The organism is Azospirillum sp. (genome assembly GCF_035627195.1).
Lineage (GTDB): Bacteria > Pseudomonadota > Alphaproteobacteria > Azospirillales > Azospirillaceae > Azospirillum.
Window position 1 is genome coordinate 1 of sequence record NZ_DASPMG010000053.1, and the last position, 18788, is coordinate 18788.

Annotated in this window: 12 protein-coding genes and 1 pseudogene; 8 read left to right on the plus strand and 5 right to left on the minus strand. The window is 69.6% G+C overall.

Features of this window, described 5'->3' with window-relative positions:
• Positions 1-73 precede the first annotated feature (73 nt).
• Entirely contained in the window at positions 74-715 is a 642-nt protein-coding gene (locus VED21_RS04710; RefSeq protein WP_324881162.1) for a hypothetical protein, read from the plus strand.
• A 596-nt stretch (positions 716-1311) separates the two neighbouring features.
• On the opposite strand, the gene VED21_RS38950 is transcribed toward VED21_RS04710, so the two are convergent.
• Positions 1312-1707 carry a transposase gene (locus tag VED21_RS38950; protein ID WP_414638153.1) on the minus strand — a complete coding sequence of 132 codons (396 nt, stop codon included), beginning with the start codon at positions 1705-1707 and terminating at the stop codon, positions 1312-1314.
• A 489-nt stretch (positions 1708-2196) separates the two neighbouring features.
• Between VED21_RS38950 and VED21_RS04720 the strand changes: the two genes are divergently transcribed.
• Positions 2197-2895, plus strand: coding sequence for a response regulator transcription factor (locus tag VED21_RS04720; RefSeq protein ID WP_324881163.1), 699 nt, complete (start codon positions 2197-2199; stop codon positions 2893-2895).
• On the opposite strand, the gene VED21_RS04725 is transcribed toward VED21_RS04720, so the two are convergent.
• Positions 2868-5006 carry an ATP-binding protein gene (locus VED21_RS04725; protein WP_324881164.1) on the minus strand — a complete coding sequence of 713 codons (2139 nt, stop codon included), beginning with the start codon at positions 5004-5006 and terminating at the stop codon, positions 2868-2870. The two genes, VED21_RS04720 and VED21_RS04725, sit on opposite strands and share 28 nt — an antisense overlap.
• 143 nt (positions 5007-5149) lie before the next feature.
• Here VED21_RS04725 and VED21_RS04730 point away from each other — a divergent pair, with 143 nt between their 5' ends.
• The 3 genes from VED21_RS04730 to VED21_RS04740 all read left to right on the plus strand — a co-directional run bounded on the left by VED21_RS04730 (position 5150) and on the right by VED21_RS04740 (position 13323).
• A complete protein-coding gene (locus VED21_RS04730) occupies positions 5150-6427 on the plus strand; it encodes an OmpP1/FadL family transporter (protein ID WP_324881165.1) in 1278 nt (425 codons plus the stop codon).
• A gap of 192 nt (positions 6428-6619) precedes the next feature.
• On the plus strand, positions 6620-11566 hold the full coding sequence (locus tag VED21_RS04735; protein WP_324881166.1) for a beta strand repeat-containing protein: 4947 nt from the start codon (positions 6620-6622) through the stop codon (positions 11564-11566).
• Positions 11567-11589: 23 nt separating this feature from the next.
• Positions 11590-13323 carry a ShlB/FhaC/HecB family hemolysin secretion/activation protein gene (locus VED21_RS04740; protein ID WP_324881167.1) on the plus strand — a complete coding sequence of 578 codons (1734 nt, stop codon included), beginning with the start codon at positions 11590-11592 and terminating at the stop codon, positions 13321-13323.
• Between the two features lie 258 nt (positions 13324-13581).
• Here VED21_RS04740 and VED21_RS04745 read toward each other — a convergent pair whose 3' ends face one another.
• Positions 13582-14241 (minus strand): ISAzo13 family transposase, encoded by a 660-nt coding sequence (locus VED21_RS04745; RefSeq protein WP_324881168.1) that lies wholly within the window; start codon positions 14239-14241, stop codon positions 13582-13584.
• On the minus strand, positions 14213-14788 hold the full coding sequence (locus VED21_RS04750) for an ISAzo13-like element transposase-related protein (RefSeq protein ID WP_324881170.1): 576 nt from the start codon (positions 14786-14788) through the stop codon (positions 14213-14215). Before VED21_RS04750 ends, VED21_RS04745 begins: the two co-directional genes overlap by 29 nt.
• 447 nt (positions 14789-15235) lie before the next feature.
• On the opposite strand from VED21_RS04750, the gene VED21_RS04755 reads away from it, so the two are divergent.
• Positions 15236-16144 carry an ArdC family protein gene (locus VED21_RS04755; RefSeq protein ID WP_324881171.1) on the plus strand — a complete coding sequence of 303 codons (909 nt, stop codon included), beginning with the start codon at positions 15236-15238 and terminating at the stop codon, positions 16142-16144.
• Positions 16145-16215: 71 nt separating this feature from the next.
• Here the strand turns inward: VED21_RS04755 and VED21_RS04760 are convergent, their stop codons facing one another.
• Positions 16216-16467 (minus strand): helix-turn-helix transcriptional regulator, encoded by a 252-nt coding sequence (locus VED21_RS04760; RefSeq protein ID WP_324881172.1) that lies wholly within the window; start codon positions 16465-16467, stop codon positions 16216-16218.
• A gap of 42 nt (positions 16468-16509) precedes the next feature.
• Between VED21_RS04760 and VED21_RS04765 the strand changes: the two are divergent.
• Positions 16510-17322, plus strand: a pseudogene (locus VED21_RS04765) (replication initiator protein A); the annotation flags it as partial.
• A gap of 266 nt (positions 17323-17588) precedes the next feature.
• The gene (locus VED21_RS04770) at positions 17589-18239 is read left to right on the plus strand and encodes a ParA family protein (RefSeq protein ID WP_324881173.1); all 651 of its coding nucleotides are present in this window, start codon (positions 17589-17591) and stop codon (positions 18237-18239) included.
• The last annotated feature ends 549 nt before the right edge of the window (positions 18240-18788 follow it).

An 18788-nucleotide genomic window follows, 5' to 3' on the forward strand; every position in this document is an offset into this window, starting at 1 on the left:
AGCTTGCCGAGATGCGCGAGCGCCGCGAGCGCGACGCCCGGGAGCACCTCCAGGAGCGCGGAGGGCACGAGCGATGAGGATGCCCGTGTCCATCCTGCACGGCGAGCGCCGTTTCGCCTGGACGCCGGTGGAGCTGGAGGACGGCCGGCGTGCCTGGCTGCGCTTCGTCTTCCGCCTGCACCCGCTGGGCGGCGTGCGGCCGACCTTCGCCGGCCGGCCCGTGCTCTTCACCGACCGCATCCCGTTCTGCGACCCGAGCCTGCGCGGCTGGCTGCGCGCCGGTCTGGTCGGAAGGATCCTCGCCATGCGCAAGCGCCTGCTGGGCACTCTGCTGCTCTGGCCCGCCGCCGTGCTCGCGATCACCGAGTTGACCGGCTGGCTGTTCTCCTGGCCCGCGGCGTTCGGCGGTGTGCGCGTCGGCGGCGTCGCGCTGTACTGGCCGGGGCAGTTCCTCGGCTGGCGCGGGCTGCTGGCGCCGGGGCACCGCTGGATCGTCGACCTCGCCGCCGTCGTGTCGCTGGCCTGCGCTGTCGCCGTTGGCGTACGCGTCTGGCTCGACCTGACCGGCACCCGGCAGCCCCGCTTCGGCACCGTCAGTTCAGCCGCCCCACTCCCACCACAGCCCGTAGGAGGGGACCGAGTAGCAGCGGAACAGCAATCCGACATAGCCCAGCATTGCAAGCCGATGCATATAGCTGCGGAAGACGTGGCGTGAACTCAACCCGATCGCTCGGCATGTGCAACGCCTTCCGCAGTAACGATGGTATTTCGCCAAGCGCTACGATGCTATTGATAGATATAGGTTAGAGCGTTGCAAACAGTAGATCCTTGACTATCTTTACACCGCCACTCCCACCTGTCATTGTTCTGAGGGCACTCCAAAATGCCCCTAACAACTACCTCGTATATGTCCCCAGGCTGCAATCGTACTTCCATTGGATTGACGCCTACCATGCAGCCAGGGTTTCCATTATACATTGTCATGGTTACCTGGCTCTGGGAAATGTTCCTGATATTCCCGAGGTTGAACGTATAGGATGTGTTCGGAACAGCGACAATAAAACTAGGAGTAGTCACATCCGACCTATCGCACCGAATATGGTCCGAGTAATTAAAGCAAGCATTGTCAGCCATTGCAATTGAGCTGTTCTGAAAAATTACAAGTAGCGGAAATATCGCTACTGCGAATGTATTAGACGTCCTCACTTCTTGCCTCCCTTGCGCTCGGCATGTCAAAGATTTTGTAATTCCAAGAAAACCGCACCACAAAGCGCGCCCTCGGATTGGCTACTTAGAATCACAAAGTAAAACTTAGTTTAGACTACGAGGCGCCCACGCAGGTACTCCATTCGAGCCCGAATAACGAAGTGCGTGAATTTGTCTCACAGTCGCACAAAATAAGAACAACGCGGTCAAGCCGCCGGCCCTTGTCGGCATAGGTAGCGTTTCCGCCAGCGTGTGCTGGGTGCGCTCGGGCATGCGCGGGTCCTCGATGCAGTCCGCCAGGCGCTCGCAGATCCCAAGCCGCCGGTCGATTGCCGCCAGCAGCAGGATGCCGGTGTCGGCGGTGAGACGGCCGCCATCGAAGGCGGCGAGAACCGGCTTGCCGGCAACCGGTGACAAGCCGGGCAGAACCCCGGTACTCTCGGCCATGGCGGGCGTGAACTCCGTTGATCCGTGGTGAGACTGCTTCAGCAGCAAAATCATACACGAATTCAGCGGCTTAGCCTCATGCCCGCTGCCCCGGCTTCAGCTCTGGTGAATTATCCGGGCTAGACACTGCGCGATCTCCTTGGCCTGTGAATCTCTGAGCTCTCTGACATTTGCTGCGCTGCAAGTAACAGTCTGCGCACCGACGCCAGATATTTGGGATTATGCAGATTGAAATCCTCTCCGGTCAATTGTTTTCAGGGTTCTGTGGCGCTTGTTGGTGCTGGACATTGTAAATGGAAGTAAAGACGGCGCCGGGCTGAGGGGCGGTCTTGACTGGTGCCCGGGATGTCCGTCGTTCGGCGGGAGACGGCGGGAGCTTGACGGTAAGGGCGCAATCCGCGGTCGCCTGCCCCGAAATGCCCGTGCGCCGGTGCCATCAAGGCGCACTTTCCGTCGGCACGGCGAAACGCCCGCCGTTCAACAATGCCTGGATGACACGGCACAGCCGGATGTAAATTCAACAAAAGCCGGAGCAATCGCCCTATGGTAGAGCAGAAAATTTCCGTTCTTCTCGTCGAGGATGATCCGTTTCCTCAGATGCTTCTTGCTGCGTACCTGGATAAGGAAGGCATCGCGGTGACGGTTGCAGCGACGGCCGAGGAAATGCGGGCCGCTCTTCGCGCGCCGGCCAGACCCGTCGACGCCATTGCTCTCGACCTCGGGCTTCCGGACGAGGAGGGGCTTGTCCTGGTCCGGCAAATCCGGTCGCGGCTCGACGTGCCCATCTGCATCATCACGCGGGACGACACGCCGAGTTCCCGCACCGTCGCCGCCGAACTTGGCGCCAACGATTACCTGGTCAAGCCGTTCCATCCCAGGCAGCTGGTGGACAGCCTGCTGGGCCTGCTGGGTCGGGCGCCCCGCGCGGCTGCGGCGGTGCGGTTCGACGGCTGGTCCTTCGATCCCGCCGGCCGCACCGTCGCGGACGCGCACGGCCGGCCGGTGCCGCTCACCCCGTCGGAGTTCGACATCCTGGCGGCCCTGGTATCGGCGGCGGGGCGCACGGTGTCGCGGGCGCAACTGCTGGACGCGATCGCCTCCAACAGCAACGACGCGCCGTCGCGCGTGGTGGACGTGATGCTGAGCACGCTGCGCCGCAAGCTGGGCGATCCGGCGCGCAATCCCCGGCTGATCGTCACCGTGCCGGGCGTCGGCTACCGCTTCTGCGCCAAGCTCGAATAGGCGAGGCGGAGCGCATCGACGGACCGCTCCGCCTGGACGTCCAGGGCGGCGAGATCGGCGTCCATCCCGTCCGTCCGGCGTTCGGCGAAGGCAATCTCCATGCTCGCGGCGGCGCGGCTCAGGTCGGCCAGACCCGCCAGCCCGGCCGATCCGGCGAGCCGATGCGCGGCGCGGCGGGCGGTGTCCCGGTCGCCGTATCCGGCGGCGGCTTTCAGGTCGGCGGCGTGCCGGGCGATCGCGTCCGCCGCCTGCGCGACGAGCCGCCGCGTGGCCTCGGCGCCGAGATGGCGTTCCAACTCCACGATGAAGGCAGCCGCGGTGGGCGCGGAATCCGCCGGGTCGGGCGGCGCGGGCGCACGCCCGGCGCACACCGCGTCGATGGCGTCGCGCAGCCGGTTCGGCATCACCGGCTTGGACAGGTGGCCGTCCATGCCCGCGGCAAGGCATTGCTCGACGACGCCGGCGGTGACGTTGGCGGTGACCGCCACGACCGGAACGGCCGCCACCGCGCCGGCCAGCCGCCGGATGCGGTGTACGAGGTCGTACCCGCTCATCGGCGTCATCTGCAAGTCGGTCAGCACCACGTCGACGGCGTGCGTCGCCAGCATCGCCAGGGCCTGCTCGCCGTCGCCAGCCTCCTCCACCCGGTGCCCCATGACCGCGAGCAGACCGGCGAGCACGAAGCGGTTGTTGACGTCGTCGTCGACCACGAGAATGCGGCGGGAAATGGCGCCGGAGGCGCTGCTGTCCCGCGCTGCCGCGTCCGCCGGAGTGCCGGCGTCGGCCGGGGGAAGCGGCAGGCGGAGCCAGAAGGTGCTGCCTTCTCCCGGCCGGCTGCGCACGCCGATGGTGCCGCCCATCGCCTCCGTCAGGCGCCGGCAGACGGCGAGGCCCAGGCCGGTCCCGCCGAAGCGCCGGGAGATCGAGGCGTCGGCCTGCGTGAAGGGCTCGAACAGCCGGTCCAGGGTGTCGGCGTGGATGCCGATCCCGGTGTCGGTCACGTCGATGCGGACCCACTCCGGCTCGTCGGGGTCCGGGCACGCGCGCAGCCGCACGCCGCCCGTTTCGGTGAACTTCACGGCGTTGCCCGTCAGGTTGAGCAACACCTGACGCAGCCGGCCGGCGTCGCCCATCGCCGCCGCCGGCAGGGCCGGGTCGATCCGGACGGTGAAGGACAGCCCCTTCTGCTCCGCGCGCAGGCCCATGATGGCCTGTACGTCGTCCAGCACGTCTGGCAGGTCGAACGGCGCCCATTCGGTCTCCAGCCGGCCGTCGGTGATCCTGGTTAAGTCGAGGATGTCGTCGATCACCGCCAGCATCGCCGTGCCGGTCCGCTCCGCGACGTTCACGGCGGCGCGGGCGTCGGCGTCCAGCGGCATCGTCTTCAGCAGGTGGACAGCGCCGAGCATGCCGTTCATCGGCGTGCGGATCTCGTGGCTCATCACCGCCAGGAAGTCCGTCTTGGCCTGGGAGAGCCGGGCGTTCTCCATGTACAGGTGGATGGTGCGCATCATGCCGGCGTGCCCCCGCAAGGACAGCTGCACCAGGACGACCATGTAGAAGAGCGTCATCCCGCCGGTGATGCGCAGGCCGAGGTCGTCGTGGACCAGCAGCGTGGCGGCCGTGGCCAGCAAGGCCGGAACGAAGAAGCCCATGGCGGTGCCCGGAATGCTGGCCATCGTGACCACGGCGCCGGCCGACAGGCCGCCCTGCAGGACCAGCAGCAGCAGGCTTCCGCCCAGGTTGCCGGGATCGAAGAACAGCGGCATGGCCGCACCCCAGACGAACCCGTTCGCCGGACTGCCCAGCCAGAACAGAAGCGCCCAGCGCGCCGGCGGGTGGCGGTTCCGGCCCTTGTCATAGGCGCGCTGCTTCAGGCCGTTGCCCAGGGCGACGGCGCAGACCAGCGCGAACCAGGCCAGCAAAGCGGGTGCGGCGCCGGGATCCCACAGGGTGGCGGTCACGCCTCCGGCAGCGAGCACATTGCCGAGCAGCGCCAGCGGCGTCATCTGGCCGTGGTAGCTTTCGACCAGTTCACGCTGCATCCGCTCGTCGCGCGTGCCCCAGCCGAGCAACCGCTCGCCCAACCCGTCCGCTGCGGGAACCTTCATCACGGGCTGATCTCCCACTGCCATAGCAGGTTGCAGCAGTTATTCGGCATTTTAGCAAATCGTCTTGCTTGTTTCTTGCACATGCCCGTAAATGGAGCAAGCCGCTTAGCGCGCCGACAATCCACCCAGGAACAGGTCCCCATATGCCTCATTCTCCGGCAAAAGCGACGTTGCGGGCCGTTGCGCTACTTTGGATTGTGATTGCGACGACGCAGCCAGCCGCGGCGAATGGCTTCTACGTGAGCACGCAGAGCGCGTCGGCCGTGGGCTACGCCACGGTCGGCAGCGCGGTGCTGGCGGAGGATGCGGGCGTCGTCTTCTACAACCCGGCCGGCATGGCGGCCTTGGGGCGTGCGCAGGCCACGGCCGGGTCGGCGCTGCTGGTTCCGAGGATCGCCATGTCGAACCGGGGCTCGGCGCTGTCCGATGGCACGCCCGCCACCGGCAACGACGGCGGAAACCCGATCGGCCCGACGCTGATCCCCTACGCCCATGCCGCGACACCGGTGCTGGACAGACGACTCTGGCTGGGCTTCAGCGCGACGGCGCCCTTCGGCCTCGCCTCGAAGTACGCGGATGGCTGGTTCGGGCGCTACGATTCGCAAAAGGCCGAGCTGCGGGACATCGCGCTGATGCCGGGCGTGGCCTACGCCATGGCCGACTGGCTGTCGGTGGGGGCCAACCTGATCGTCGAACGGGCCAGCGCCGAGCTGACGCAGGCGGTCCACATCGCCCCGGGCCTGGACGCGCGCAGCGAGTTGAAGGGGGACGGCTGGGCCTACGGCGTGCAGGTCGGCGTGCGCGTGCGGTTGACGCCGGGGACGCAGCTCGGCCTCTCCTACCGGTCGCGCATGGAGCACCGGCTCGACGGGCGGGCGCGGCTGAGCCTGCCGGCCATGGTGCTGTCCGACCAGCCGGGACGGGCGAGCTTCGGCTTGCCCTCCATCCTGCGGGCCGGCGTGTCCCACGACGTGACCGACGCGTTGACCCTGTTGGGCGAGGTGGACTGGTACGGCTGGCGCGCGTTCGACGAATTGCGGGTGACCCAGGCCGGCCGGGCCGACGCGGTCACCCCCTACGGCTATCGGAACAGCTTCGCACTGGGCCTCGGTGCCCGTTACCGCTGGAGCGACGATCTCGTGCTGCGCGGCGGCGTGCAGTACATCCGCACCCCCACCGCCACGCCGCTGCGGACCACCAGCAATCCCGACGCCGACACCTACGGGGTGGGGGGTGGCTTCGGATACGCGTTCAGCGACAGGCTCTCGCTGGATGCGGCGGTCAACTATGTGTTCGCCGAAACGGTCGGCATCGACCTGACCCGGCCGACCGCCAACCCCGCGGCTCCGGCGGCCTCCATCCGCGCCCGGACGGAATCCGGCACCTGGGTCGGGGCGTTGGGTCTGCGCTACACGTTTTGAGTGTGCCGGCCCCAAGACACGGACCACCGTTTACATGCCTTTACACGTCGGCGACGTGATCTTTGTTTACCCGCTTTGAATGCAACCGTACGGTAAAGCCGCCGAAGCGATAGGGGTTATTCGGCCAACCCGGCCGTCCGCGTCGTTCGGGATCTGCGACGAAAGATTGCACAGGACCACGTCGGGCCAGCCATGATGAACGAACGCCGCTTCAGGATGATCCTTCTGTCATCGGCGGCGGTGCTGCTGCCCGTCGGTGCGGCCATGGGGCAGACGACGTTGCCGAAGGGCGGCGCGTTCGTTGCTGGCGCGGGGACCATCGGCCAGTCCGGGACGGCCATGACCATCGACCAGACGACGGCGCGCGGCGTCATCGACTGGAAGAGCTTCTCGATCGGCCCGGGCGGCAGCGTCACCATCAACAACGGCAGCGGCGCCACGCTGAACCGCGTCACCGGCGGGGAGCTGTCGACGATCCTCGGCACGCTCAAGGCCACGGGCACGCTGTACCTGATCAACCCGCAGGGCGTGGTGGTCGGCGCCACCGGCACGGTGGTGGCCGGCGGCGACTTCGTCGCCTCCACCCACGACGTGGCCAACGAGCATTTCACGCGCGGTGGCACGCTCCTCTTCACGGGGGACTCGTCCGGGACCGTGCGGAACCTTGGCAAGATTTCCTCCACCGGCGGCGACGTCATCCTCATCGCGCGCGAGGTGGCTAACGCCGGCACCATCCAGGCGCCGCGCGGCACGGTCGGGTTGGCCGGCGGGCAGGAGGTGCTGCTGACCGAGGGCGGTAAGGACGGCGAGCGGGTGTTCGTCCGCGTCGGCCCCGGCCGGGTCGACAACCAGGGCACCATCGAGGCCGCCCAGGCCGAGCTGAAGGCGGCCGGCGGCAACGTCTACGCGCTGGCCGGCAACAATGGGGGCGTGGTGCGCGCCACCGGCACCGAGACCCGGCAGGGCCGCATCTGGCTCACCGCCCCCTCGGGCGACGTGACCAACGCTGGCACGCTGGAGGCGCGCAACGCCGATGGCTCCGGCGGGTGGGTGACGGTCGTGGCCGAGCGTGGCACCGCGACCCACCAGGGCGCCATCGACGTGCGCGGCGCCGGCCCGGTCCGGGACGGCGGCACCGCCGTGGTGACGGGCGAGCGCGTCACGCTGGCCGGCCGGTCGCGCATTGACGCCTCCGGCACGGGCAAGGGCGGCACGGTGCTGGCGGGCGGCGACTGGCAAGGCGGCCGGGACCCGGCGAAGAGGATCGTCCCGCCGCCGATCCCAGTGGCCAAGCGCCTCGCCATGCAGTCCGGCGCCACCATCAGCGCCGACGGTGGCACCGTCGGCGGACAGGGCGACGGCGGGACGGTCGTGCTGTGGTCGGACGAGGAGACGCGCTTCGCCGGCACGGTCAGCGCGCGCGGCGGCGCGGCCGGCGGCGACGGTGGCCGTGTGGAGACCTCCGGCCGCGACGCGTTGCGCGCCACGGGCACGGTGGACGCCCGGGCACCGGCGGGCAAGGGCGGGCAATGGCTGCTCGACCCGCGCAACGTGACGATCACCTCCGGCGGTATCGACGCGACGACCGGCGGCACGGTCACCCCCACGGCGGACGACGCCACCGTCGATGCCGCCACGCTCAACGCCGCGCTGAACGGCGGGACGAGCGTCACCATTACCACCGGCACCACCGGCAGCCAGTCCGGCGACATCACGGTGTCCGGCGCCATCACCAAGACGGCCGGCGGTGACGCCACGCTGCGCCTGAACGCCGACCGCAGCGTCAACGTCCTCCAGTCGATCACCTCGACCGAAGGCAGGCTCGACGTCGTCCTGAACGCCGACCGCAACGCCGACGGGCAGGGCAACATCATCGTCGGAACGCGCGCCACGGCGACGGAGATCCGCACCAACGGCGGGTCCATCGAGATGGCGGGCGGCGACACCGTCGACGGAAACGGCTGGCTGACGGGTGCGGCGCGCGGCCTCGACAACGGCACCACGCAGACCGCCAGCGGCGTGTTCCTGGAGAACGCGCGGCTGCACTCCGGCGGGGGCGACATCCGCCTGCGCGGCACCGGCGCGTCGAGCAACCCCGCCAGCGACTCCGTGGGCGTCATGGTCCAGGGCGGCTCCGTGGTCGACTCCGGCACCGGCACCATAACCGTCACCGGCATTGGTCCGAGCAACGGAACCACCGGCAACATGGGCGTCAACATCCGGGCGCTGGCATTGGGCAGCGGCGTGGCCTCCGCGCCCAGCACGGTCACCTCGGCCAGCACTGCGGCCCAGGCGATCGTCATCACCGGCACCGGGGCTCCGGCCGGCACCGCGGGGAACAGCTCCGGCGTCTCGGTCCAGTCCGGCAGCATCGTCGAGGCGACCGGCGACGGCGGCGGCATCACCATCACCGGCACCGGTGGCATCGGCACGGACCGGTACAACGACGGCATCATCTTCGCCAACGGCGCTGCCCGTGTCCGCGCGACGTCGGGCGCCGTGCTGCTGTCCGGCACCAAGGGGCCGAACGCGTCGGCGCTCGATATCGAGTTCATCGGGGCGGGCTACATCATCGGCGGCGGCCGGGGTGCCAGCCCGATGGGTTCGGGCACCATCACGCTTGAAACCGATTCGCTGGTGCTCGGCACCGCCACGCTGCAGACGACCGGCGCGGTCACGCTGCGCCCGCGCACAGCCGGCCGCGCCATCAACGTCGGCTCCGGCACCGACGCCGCGGCGGCGCTGGAGATCTCGACCGCCGAGATCGCCAACATCACCGCCGGCACCCTGCGCATCGGCCGCGACGACGCCGGCAACGCCGCCGGCGCCATCACGGTCAGCGCGCCGGTCAGCGCCGGCAGCGCGTCCACGCTCAGCCTGTTCACCGGTTCGACGGTTGCCCAGTCGGGCAGCGGCGCGATCACCGCCACGAACCTGCGGGTGTCGGCCGGCGGTGCGGTGTCGCTGGCCGCCAACACCAACGCCGTCACCAAGACGGCCATTCGCTCCGGCGGCAACAACGCGGTGGCGTTCCGCGACGACACCGGCTTCGAGATCGGTTCCGTGGACGGGGCGGACGGCGTTGGCGCCGGCACGGCGAGCGTGACGCTCACCAGCCGCAGCGCCGTCACGCAGAGCCAGCCGGTCTTGGCCGGCGGGCTGGCGTTGAAGGGTGCCGGCGGAAGCTACACGCTGGAGCATGCCTCCAACAGCATCGCTACCCTGGCTGCCGACACCGGGAGCCTGTCGGTCAAGACGACCGGCGACCTGACGGTCGGCACCGTCGGCACGACGGCCGGGCTCCAGACGACCGGCGCCGTGCGGGCCGACGCCGGCGGCTCGATCACGCTCGGCAACGCGGTCGGTTCCTCGGCAACCGGGAATGCGGTCACGCTGGCGGCCGGCAGCAATTTCATCAACAACGCCGGCAACAGCGCCCTGGCGGCGTCCAACGGGCGCTGGCTGGTCTATTCGACGAGCCCAACCGGCAACACCGGCGAGCCGACCACTCACGCTTGGCGCCGCTACAACGCCACCATATCCGGCCTCGCGCCGGCCGACGTGGCGGACAGCGGCAACGGCTATCTCTACGGCACGGCGCCGTCGCTGGCGCTGACGGTCACCGGCACCTTCAGCAAGACCTACGACGGCACCACGACGATCACCGGCACCGGCCTCGGCGTGACGGGCGCCACCGGCACCATCAACGGCGACACCGTCGGCGCCTCGCTGTCCTCCACGACCGCCGACGGCAGCGTCACCAGCAAGGGCGTCGGCAGCGGCAAGACGATCAGCATCGCCGCCACGGACATCGGCACCCCCGGCGTCACCGACGGCACCGGCAAGCCGGTGTACGGCTACGCCATCGGCAGCGTGACGGTGAACAGCACCGGCACGATCACGCCCAAAAGCCTCACCCCGAGCCTCACCGGCACGGTGTCGAAGACCTACGACGGCACCACGACCGCAACGCTGGACGCAAGCAACGTCACCCTCACCGGCGTCATTGGCACCGACACGGTGAGCGCCACGGCCACCAGCGCCGGCTACGACAGCAAAGGCGCCGGGACTGGCAAGACCGTGACCGCGACGGGCCTCGCCCTGGCCGGCACGGATGCGGGAAACTACACGCTCTCCACCACCACGGCCGGTGCTGCCGTCGGCACCATCACCGCGGCCACGCTGGCCGTCACGGCCCAGCCCGCCGGCAAGACGGAAGGCTCGGCCGACCCGCCGCTGACCTACATCGTCGGCGGCCTGCAAACGGGCGACACGGCCGGTGCCGTGCTGTCCGGCGCGTTGGTCCGTGCGGCGGGCGAGACGCCGGGCGTCTACGCCATCGGGCAGGGCACCCTGGCGGCGAACGGCGACTACACCATCGCGTTCACCGGTGCGGCGTTCATCGTCGCCACGGCTCCGCCTCCGCCCCCGCCGACGGTTACGCCTCCGGTGCCCCCACCGGCGGAACCGTCGGTCACGCCACCCGTCACACCGCCGGCCGAGCCTCCCGCCGAACCTCCCATGACGCCTCCGGTCGAGCCGCCGCTTCTTCCTCCGGTAACCCCGCCGGTTCCTCCCCCTCCCGCCTCGCCGCCGGTGGTCGTCGTTCCGCCTATCGTTCCTCCCGTCGTACAGCCGCCGGTCATCGGCGGCACGGCGACCACCGGGACGGCCGCCGCCGTGACGACCGTCGCCGCGACTAGCGGGATGGCGGTGGGGGGCAGCGCCTCGTTCGTGACGCCGGACGGCGGGACAGAGGTTCCGGCCGGTCTTGTCCTGCCGGCCGCGGGAGGCGCCACCCTGACGGTGCAGCTTCCGGCCGCCGGCGGTAGCGGGGCATCCGGTTCGCCCGCTCCCGGCAGCCAACTCGAAGCCTCGCTCAGCGCCGGGGCGTTCAACGTCGTCTACAGCCAGCCGGCGAGTTTCACGCTGTCCGCCCCGCTGCCGTCCGGTGGCGCGGCCATCGCCGGGGCGGGTGGTCCCGGGGGTGGGTCGGGCGCAGTCCTCACCGGCAGTTCCAGCTTCACCACCTTCAAGCCGGAGGAGCGGCCGAGCGTCACCCTGGTCGACAAGGACGAGTCAGCGGCACCGGGCGTCGGCACGGCCGGCACCCTGGGCCGCCGTGGCGAGGGACCGTGATGGCCGGTCCACGCCCTCGCCAAATGGCACTCGCCGCCGCCCTGATCCTCCAGGCGTCGGCGACCCTCGCCCAGGACTTCGAGCGCATCGCCCCCAAGGAGCCGCCTCCCAACCCGCCGGTGCAGCGCCTGCCGGTTCCAGCCCTGCCGCCGGCCGCGGTGCCGGACGGTGGTGCCGTCATCCTGCCGGCGCTGAAGGGGCTGGTGTTCGTCGGACGCACCGATGCGCTGCGCCGCGGGGGCAGCGATGCCCGCGGCATCAGCGTCGACGGGGTGGACACCCTCGACCGGCCGGAGTTCCGCGCCCTGCTGGCGCCGTACCTGGGCCAGCCGGTCACGCTCGACCGGCTCAACGAGATCACGCGGGCGACCGTCGTCTTCTCGCGCCAGAACGACCGGCCGCTGGTGGACGTCATCGTGCCGGAACAGGACGTGTCATCGGGGACGGTGCAGATCCTGGTCGCCGAATTCGTGGCCGGCGCCATCCGCCCGGAGGGCAACCGCTGGTTTTCCGACGCGCTGCTGACTGGCAAGGTTCGGACCCGGCCGGGCGAGCGGATCAGCGCCAGGAGCCTGCTGGACGACGTGAACTGGCTGAACCAGAACCCGTTCCGGCGCGTCGACTTGGTCTATCAGCGCAGCGCGCAGCCGGGTGCGAGCGACATTGTGCTGCGCACCACCGACCGCTTCCCGGTGCGCGTATTCGCCGGTTATGAAAACACCGGCAGCCAAAGCACGGAACGCGGCCGCACCTTCGCCGGCTTCAACTGGGGCAACGCGCTGTGGCTGGACCACCAGTTCTCCTACCAGTTCACCACCAGCCCGGATTTCTGGCGCAAGGGAACGGGTGGCAGGACCCATTTCACCGGCCATTCCGCCAGCTACGTCATCCCGCTGCCCTGGCGGCACAAGCTGACCGTTTTCGGCAGCTACGCCGAAAGTCTCCCCAAGGTGCCGCTCAGCTTCCGGCAACTCGGCCGGTCCTCGCAGGTGTCGGCACGCTACGCCGTACCGTTGGGCGAGATGTGGGGGGCAACCCACGAGGTGCAGGCCGGTTTCGACTGGAAGCGCAGCAACAACAGCCTGGAGTTCGGCGGCACTTCGGTGTCGAGCGCGACGAGCGACATCGCGCAATGGATGGTCGGCTACGGCGCCTCGCGGCCGGACGATTGGGGGCTGACAGCGTTCAGTGGCAGTCTCTTCCTCAGTCCCGGTGGATTCGACGCCAAGAACCGTACGGCCGCCTTCCAGGCCCAGCGGGCGGGGGCCGAGGGGCGCTACACCTATGCGCGCCTGGGCGTGGATCGCGTGACAACCCTGCCGGCGTCATTCTCCTGGCTGGTGCGGGTGCAGGGCCAACTGGCGAACCGCACTCTTCTGCCGTCCGAACAACTGGGCTTCGGCGGCGAGGCCAGCGTGCGCGGCTACGACGAGCGGCAGGTCAACGGAGACCAGGGCCTCCTGGTCTCCAGCGAGCTGCGCACGCCGGAATTCAGCTTGTTCAAGGCCGTGGGCGAACGGGAGATGGCGGACAAGCTCCAGCTCCTCGCCTTCTGGGACTACGGCGTCGCCCACAACCGGCGTTTGGGTGTCGGCGAGGAGAAGCTGACCCGTCTGTCGAGCGCCGGCGTCGGACTGCGATACGCCTTGGCGCCATATGCGCTGGCAAAGGTCGACTACGGCTGGCAGTTCATCGGCGCCGGACGAACGGCAGCCGGTGGCGGCCGCCCGCACTTTGCGATCACGTTCGCCTACTGAAAAGCAGTGGATGGGGACGGATTCGGTGTGCACCGGCTTGCAACACTGCACCGGCTTGCAACACTGCAAAACTGCAACACTGCATCAGCTTGCAACACTGGGCTCTTTCATTCGACTTTGCGCATCCTGGGACAGCGGTCCTGCGTGCGCGGATCCAATAGGCTGGCTCATCAGCGACGAAGGCAAGCGCCTCATCAAGATTGAACACCGCCCCGAAACGTCCGACAGAACCCTAGGGCACGGCAGGGAACTACGTGTTCATTTTTCCCAGTCAGTTCGTGGTGAGAGCGTGTAGTTCCACGCCGGGCAGACGGCATGCGGAGCCAAGCGGAGGCGGCGCATCTCGGCATCGGAGACGCGCTCGCCGGTTTCATTGCCACCACGCTTGAGGAGAGCGGTCACGCGCAGCCCGGCGGCGGTGACGGTGCCGGCGATGTAGCGCACGACGGTGTCGAAGGTGCGCAACGGCACGCCGGCCCAGTTCACGCTGATCGCGCTGAAGAGCCGATGCTCGATGGGGTTCCACTTCGAGCAGCCGCTGGGATAGTGGCACACCGTGACCGCCAGTCCACAGGGATCGCAGAGCTGTTCCTGGAGTTGCGCTTTCCAGACGCGTGAGCGGCAGCTGCTCGAGCCGCCGGCGTCGGCCAGGATGAGCAGGCGCTCGGCCTCGGGAAAGCGGCGGCTCCCCTCGTTGGCCCACCAGTCACAGATCGCCTCGACCGCAAAACGCGGCGTGTCGAAGCAATCACCGATGCACACGAACCCACGATTGCCCGTCAGATCGTAGATGCCGTAAGGGATCGCTTGGCCAACTGCGTCCTGCGGCCAATCGTGCACCAGAACGGCTTCGGCCGACCGGCACCATGTGCGGCCAGCGTTCTTGTAATTACCGACCAGTTCCTTTTTTTTTCGCATCGACGCTGATGATGGACTCACCGGCCGCCTGGAACTGCGCCCGTTGTGCAGCAATGTGCCGGAACTGAGCATCGCGTTCGAGCGGTGAACTGCGCGCCTCGGTGCGCCGGGCATTGACCTTGGGCGAGTAGCCGAGCTGACGCAGCAGGCGCGCCACCGTCGGCCGGCTTGCCGGGTGCCCAGCGGCGCACAGGGCGGTGCTCAGCTGATGCAGCGAACTGCGCGTGCCCTTGGCGCGCCGGCCCATGGGATCGCCGGCGGTCTCAGGCGCGACCAGCGCCTCCAGAATGGGAAGAAGCTCCGGGTCCTGCGCCTCGCGCGGGGGACGGCCGCCACCCGGGGCGCGGACGCGCTTAGCCGGGCGCTCGGCCAAGCCGGCCTCGAGTTCGCGCCGGCCACGCTGGATGGTACGGCGGCTCAGGCCGGTGACCTGCGCCAGCAACGTCTCCCCGCCCCAACCAACACGCCGCGCCTCGAGGGCCACGAACCAGCGGCGCTGCTGCTCATCGAGCCGGCTGATGAGCAGGTTGATCTGCTGGTGCAGCACCTGATCCGGGTGCGGCTCATCGGCCCGGCAGCGCGGGCACGTACACGAGTGGACGACGGAAGAGGACATTGGTCGCTCCGCTCACAAGGGATGCGGTGCCTGGGCACTCTTCCAACCGTCATTCTGAACACGTAGTTCCCTGCCGTGCCCTAGGGACTGACCGCCCCCCAAGCCGCGCTCGCGCGTCTCGTCCGGATTCGGTGACGATCCCTGGCGCGGTCCCGTGGATCGGCGCCTCCGGCGCCGCCGGTGCGGGGAGCCGAGGGGCGGCCGCCCCTACGCCCCGCCGGACCCGCCGCCTACGGCGGGGCAGGGCCGCCCGTCCCCGGCGGGCCGCGCCGCCCGGCCCCGCCCGCCCGCGGGCCCTCCCCCGTACCCCGGTCTCGCCGACGGGCAGCCGTGCAGACGCAGACGCGCTGCACGGCAGCCTGGAAGAGAGACACCGCCATGACCACCACCACACCGGACCGCACCGACGTCCACGCCCGCGTCACCGCCCGCATCCTCGCCGATCTGGAACAGGGCGTGCGCCCGTGGATGCGGCTGTGGAGCGCCGGCCATGCCGCCGGCCGCATCGCCCGGCCGCTGCGCGCCAGCGGCCAGCCCTACCGCGGCATCAACACCGTCATGCTGTGGATGGCCGCCGTGGAGCGTGGCTACGCCTCGCCCTACTGGTTCACCTACCGGCAGGCCCAGGCGGCGGGCGGGCAGGTGCGGCGCGGCGAACACGGCACGCTGGTCGTCTACGCCGGCACCGTCACCCGCCCGGACACCGACGCCGACGGCGCGGAAGAGGAGCGGGAGATCCACTTCCTCAAGGGTTACACGGTGTTCAACGCCGGGCAGGTGGACGGGTTGCCCGAGCCCTTCCACGCGCCGGTTGCCGAGCCCGCCAACGCCATGCGGCGCCTGGAGGCGGCGGAGCGGTTCTTCGCCGCCACCGGCGCCGATATCCGCACCGGCGGCGCGCGGGCCTTCTATGCCATCGACTCGGATCACATCCAAATGCCGCCCTTCGAGGCGTTCCGCGACGCCGAAAGCCACGCCGCGACGCTGGCGCACGAGCTGGTGCACTGGACTCGCCATCCGTCCCGCCTGAACCGCGACCTCGGGCGCAAGCGCTGGGGCGACGAGGGCTACGCCGTCGAGGAACTGGTGGCGGAGATCGGCAGCGCCTTCCTGTGCGCCGACCTCGGCATCACCCCGGAGGTGCGGGAAGATCACGCCGCCTACATCGCGTCGTGGCTCACGGTTCTGAAGGACGACACGCGCGTCATCGTCCGCGCCGCCGCGCACGCCCAGCGCGCCGTCGATTATCTGCACGCCCTCCAGCCCCACACGGAACCGGAGGCCTGACGGCCGGGATGGGGCGGCGTCGCTGGCGCCGCCCCATCCCGCCGGTGGCATGATCGGCGCCGGACGCGGCGTCAGCGGCCCGTGGCGCGATCACAGGATGGCGATGATGCCGGGTCGTCCACTTGCAGAAGGTCGAGGTGGGTGACGCCGAGCGCCTGGGCGATCTCGTGGACGCTGACGATGGTCGGGTTGCCCTGGCCGCGCTCGAGTTCGCTGATGTACTGCTGGGTGTGCCCCGACCGTTCGGCCAGCCGCTCCTGCGTCAGGCCCTTTTCCAGCCTGATCCGCTTCACGTTCCGGGCGACCAGCTTGCGCATGTCCATGCGCCAGAAGTCACCCGTTCCGGCCGCCGAAGTTTATCAGGTATAGTATGTAAATGGTCGGTTCCCTTCACCGCCATCCCCGACGCCGTCGCCCCGCGCGACCAGCGCGACCTCATGGAGCGGCCGTTCTTCTCGCTGGCCAAGGGCCGGCGGGTGGTGCCGATCCACTACCGCACCACCGGGGTGGAAGTCATCGTCGAGGCGCTGCCGGCCTGCGGCATGGCGACCATCTGGGACGCCGACGTGCTGATCTGGGCGGCCAGCCAGATCGTCGAGGCGCTCGACCACGGCCTCACCCCGTCGCGGCTCATCCGCTTCACCCCCTACCAGCTCCTGAAGGCGACCGGCCGCGACACGACGCAGCGCCATTACCAGCTGCTGCGCGGCGCCCTGCACCGGCTGCAAGCCACCGTGGTGCGCACCACCATCCGCCACGGCGAGGGCTGGCGGCAGCGGGCGTTCTCCTGGATCACCGAATGGGGCGACCGCGTCGACGCCCGGGGCCGCAGCCACGGCATGGAGCTGGTGCTGCCCGACTGGTTCTACCGCGGCGTCCTGGACCGCACGCTGGTGCTGAGCATCGACCCGGCCTACTTCCGGCTGACCGGCGGCATCGAGCGCTGGCTCTACCGCATCGCCCGCAAGCACGCCGGCCACCAGCCGGCCGGCTGGGCCTTCGACCTGCGCCACCTGCACGCCAAGTCGGGCAGCCTCGCGCGCTTCTCCGACTTCGCGCTCGACCTGCGGCGCATCGCCCGGCGCCAGCCGCTGCCCGGCTACCGGCTGGCGGTGCAGCGGCCGGACGGTGGCGCCGAGGTGCTGCGCGTGGCGCCGCTCCCCGGCATCGCACGCGGCGGCGCGCCGGCCATCACGGCTGTGGATAAGGCTGTGCGTGATGCTATGGATAACATGACTTCGGCTGTGACACCCGTCGATACATCGGGCGCATCCGGTATCGATACATCGGGCGCAGCGGACTCGATACATCGGGCGCACGAACCGGACACAAGCCCTTGGCCGGAAACGCCGATCCGGCCCCGTAACTTCTCTAACAAAGAGTCTAACAAAGAAACCTGTTGTTGGCCGCGGTCCGCTCCGGCGCTGCGCGGCGGGAGGCGGTCATGATCGCCGCCGTCGTCAACCACGCGCCGGGGTCCGGCAAGACGGCGCTGGCAGTGCACCTGGCCGGCGAGCTGGCGCTGCGCGGCCGGCGGGTGCTGCTCGCCGACGCCGGGCTGGAGGCGGGCTCCCTGCGCTGGGCGGAGGCCCGCCGCCGCACCGGCCACGCCGCGCTGTTCGAGACGGTGGGGCTCGACCGGGAGCTGATCGCCGCCGGCCGCCTGCGCCGTGCGCTGGCCGGGCTCAGCGATGGCGCCGACCCCGTCATCGTCGACACGCCCCCGCGCCCCTTCGACCGGCTCTCCGAGGTGCTGGCGGCGTGCGACCTCGTGCTGCTGCCGGTGCCGGCCGGCGGTGTTGCCCTGTCCGGCAGCCGCGCCGCCATCGCCGCCGCGCTGTGGGAGCGCCGCCGCCGGCCGGATCTCGCCGTGCGGGTGGTCTACACGCGGGTCCGGGGCGCCATTCCCGGGGCGGTGCTGGCCATGGTCAACGGCGCGCGTCTGGTCGGCACGGCGGCGGCGCTGTGCGACGAACCGGTCCTGTCGGGGGTGCTGCCGGCCGGCCTGCTTGTCCATGAGGCGGCGCGCGGCGGGCCGGCGGTGACCTGCCTCTCGGCCATCACCACCGAGCTGTTCGGCCGCGGCGGCGGATAGCCGGCGGCATCGGTCCAAGGGACGGGGCGCCGTCGTGTGCCCCGTTCCCCTACCTCCATCACGCACGCCCTTTTGGATGGGGTGTTGTTCCCGGCCACACCGTACGCCGTCGTATTCCGTCGCAGTGGAGCATGGCGCCACGCAAGTCATGGCGGTTGGGGTGGTAGAATAGTGGAGCTCGGTTCAGCAAGATAAAGCGGATCGTTCCGTGTCCGCTCTTCGTTGAAAAGCAATGACTTGAGCGTGTTCGCCTATCAATTTTGTGTTTTTCAGGAACACGGCGCCGGATTGATCACCACTAATCCATCCGATTACTTGAAGATCGTTAACTTTACGTTAACCTTGTTGGGGCGCTGCGGTGCCGGAGCGGCAGAGCGCGCCCCTTCGCAAGGATGGACGGACATGCGGCGCGGGTCGATCTTCGACGGGATCCTGAACGACGACGCCTTCCGGGCGCGCATGAAGGCGCTCGGCGACCGCGCGCGCCGTCTGGCCTCCGACTACACCCGCCGCCGCGAGCGCCGCGTCAAGGTGCGCGGCGCCCCCAAC

Excerpts from the sequence above, each read along its gene's own strand:
- VED21_RS04740 (WP_324881167.1), top strand. The coding sequence starts at position 11,590 with ATGGCACTCGCCGCCGCCCTGATCCTCCAGGCGTCGGCGACCCTCGCC.
- VED21_RS04735 (WP_324881166.1), top strand. The coding sequence starts at position 6,620 with ATGATGAACGAACGCCGCTTCAGGATGATCCTTCTGTCATCGGCGGCG.
- VED21_RS04725 (WP_324881164.1), bottom strand. The coding sequence starts at position 5,006 with ATGAAGGTTCCCGCAGCGGACGGGTTGGGCGAGCGGTTGCTCGGCTGG.
- VED21_RS04720 (WP_324881163.1), top strand. The coding sequence starts at position 2,197 with ATGGTAGAGCAGAAAATTTCCGTTCTTCTCGTCGAGGATGATCCGTTT.
- VED21_RS04755 (WP_324881171.1), top strand. The coding sequence starts at position 15,236 with ATGACCACCACCACACCGGACCGCACCGACGTCCACGCCCGCGTCACC.
- VED21_RS04760 (WP_324881172.1), bottom strand. The coding sequence starts at position 16,467 with ATGGACATGCGCAAGCTGGTCGCCCGGAACGTGAAGCGGATCAGGCTG.
- VED21_RS04770 (WP_324881173.1), top strand. The coding sequence starts at position 17,589 with ATGATCGCCGCCGTCGTCAACCACGCGCCGGGGTCCGGCAAGACGGCG.
- VED21_RS38950 (WP_414638153.1), bottom strand. The coding sequence starts at position 1,707 with ATGATTTTGCTGCTGAAGCAGTCTCACCACGGATCAACGGAGTTCACG.
- VED21_RS04710 (WP_324881162.1), top strand. The coding sequence starts at position 74 with ATGAGGATGCCCGTGTCCATCCTGCACGGCGAGCGCCGTTTCGCCTGG.
- VED21_RS04745 (WP_324881168.1), bottom strand. The coding sequence starts at position 14,241 with ATGCGAAAAAAAAAGGAACTGGTCGGTAATTACAAGAACGCTGGCCGC.
- VED21_RS04730 (WP_324881165.1), top strand. The coding sequence starts at position 5,150 with ATGCCTCATTCTCCGGCAAAAGCGACGTTGCGGGCCGTTGCGCTACTT.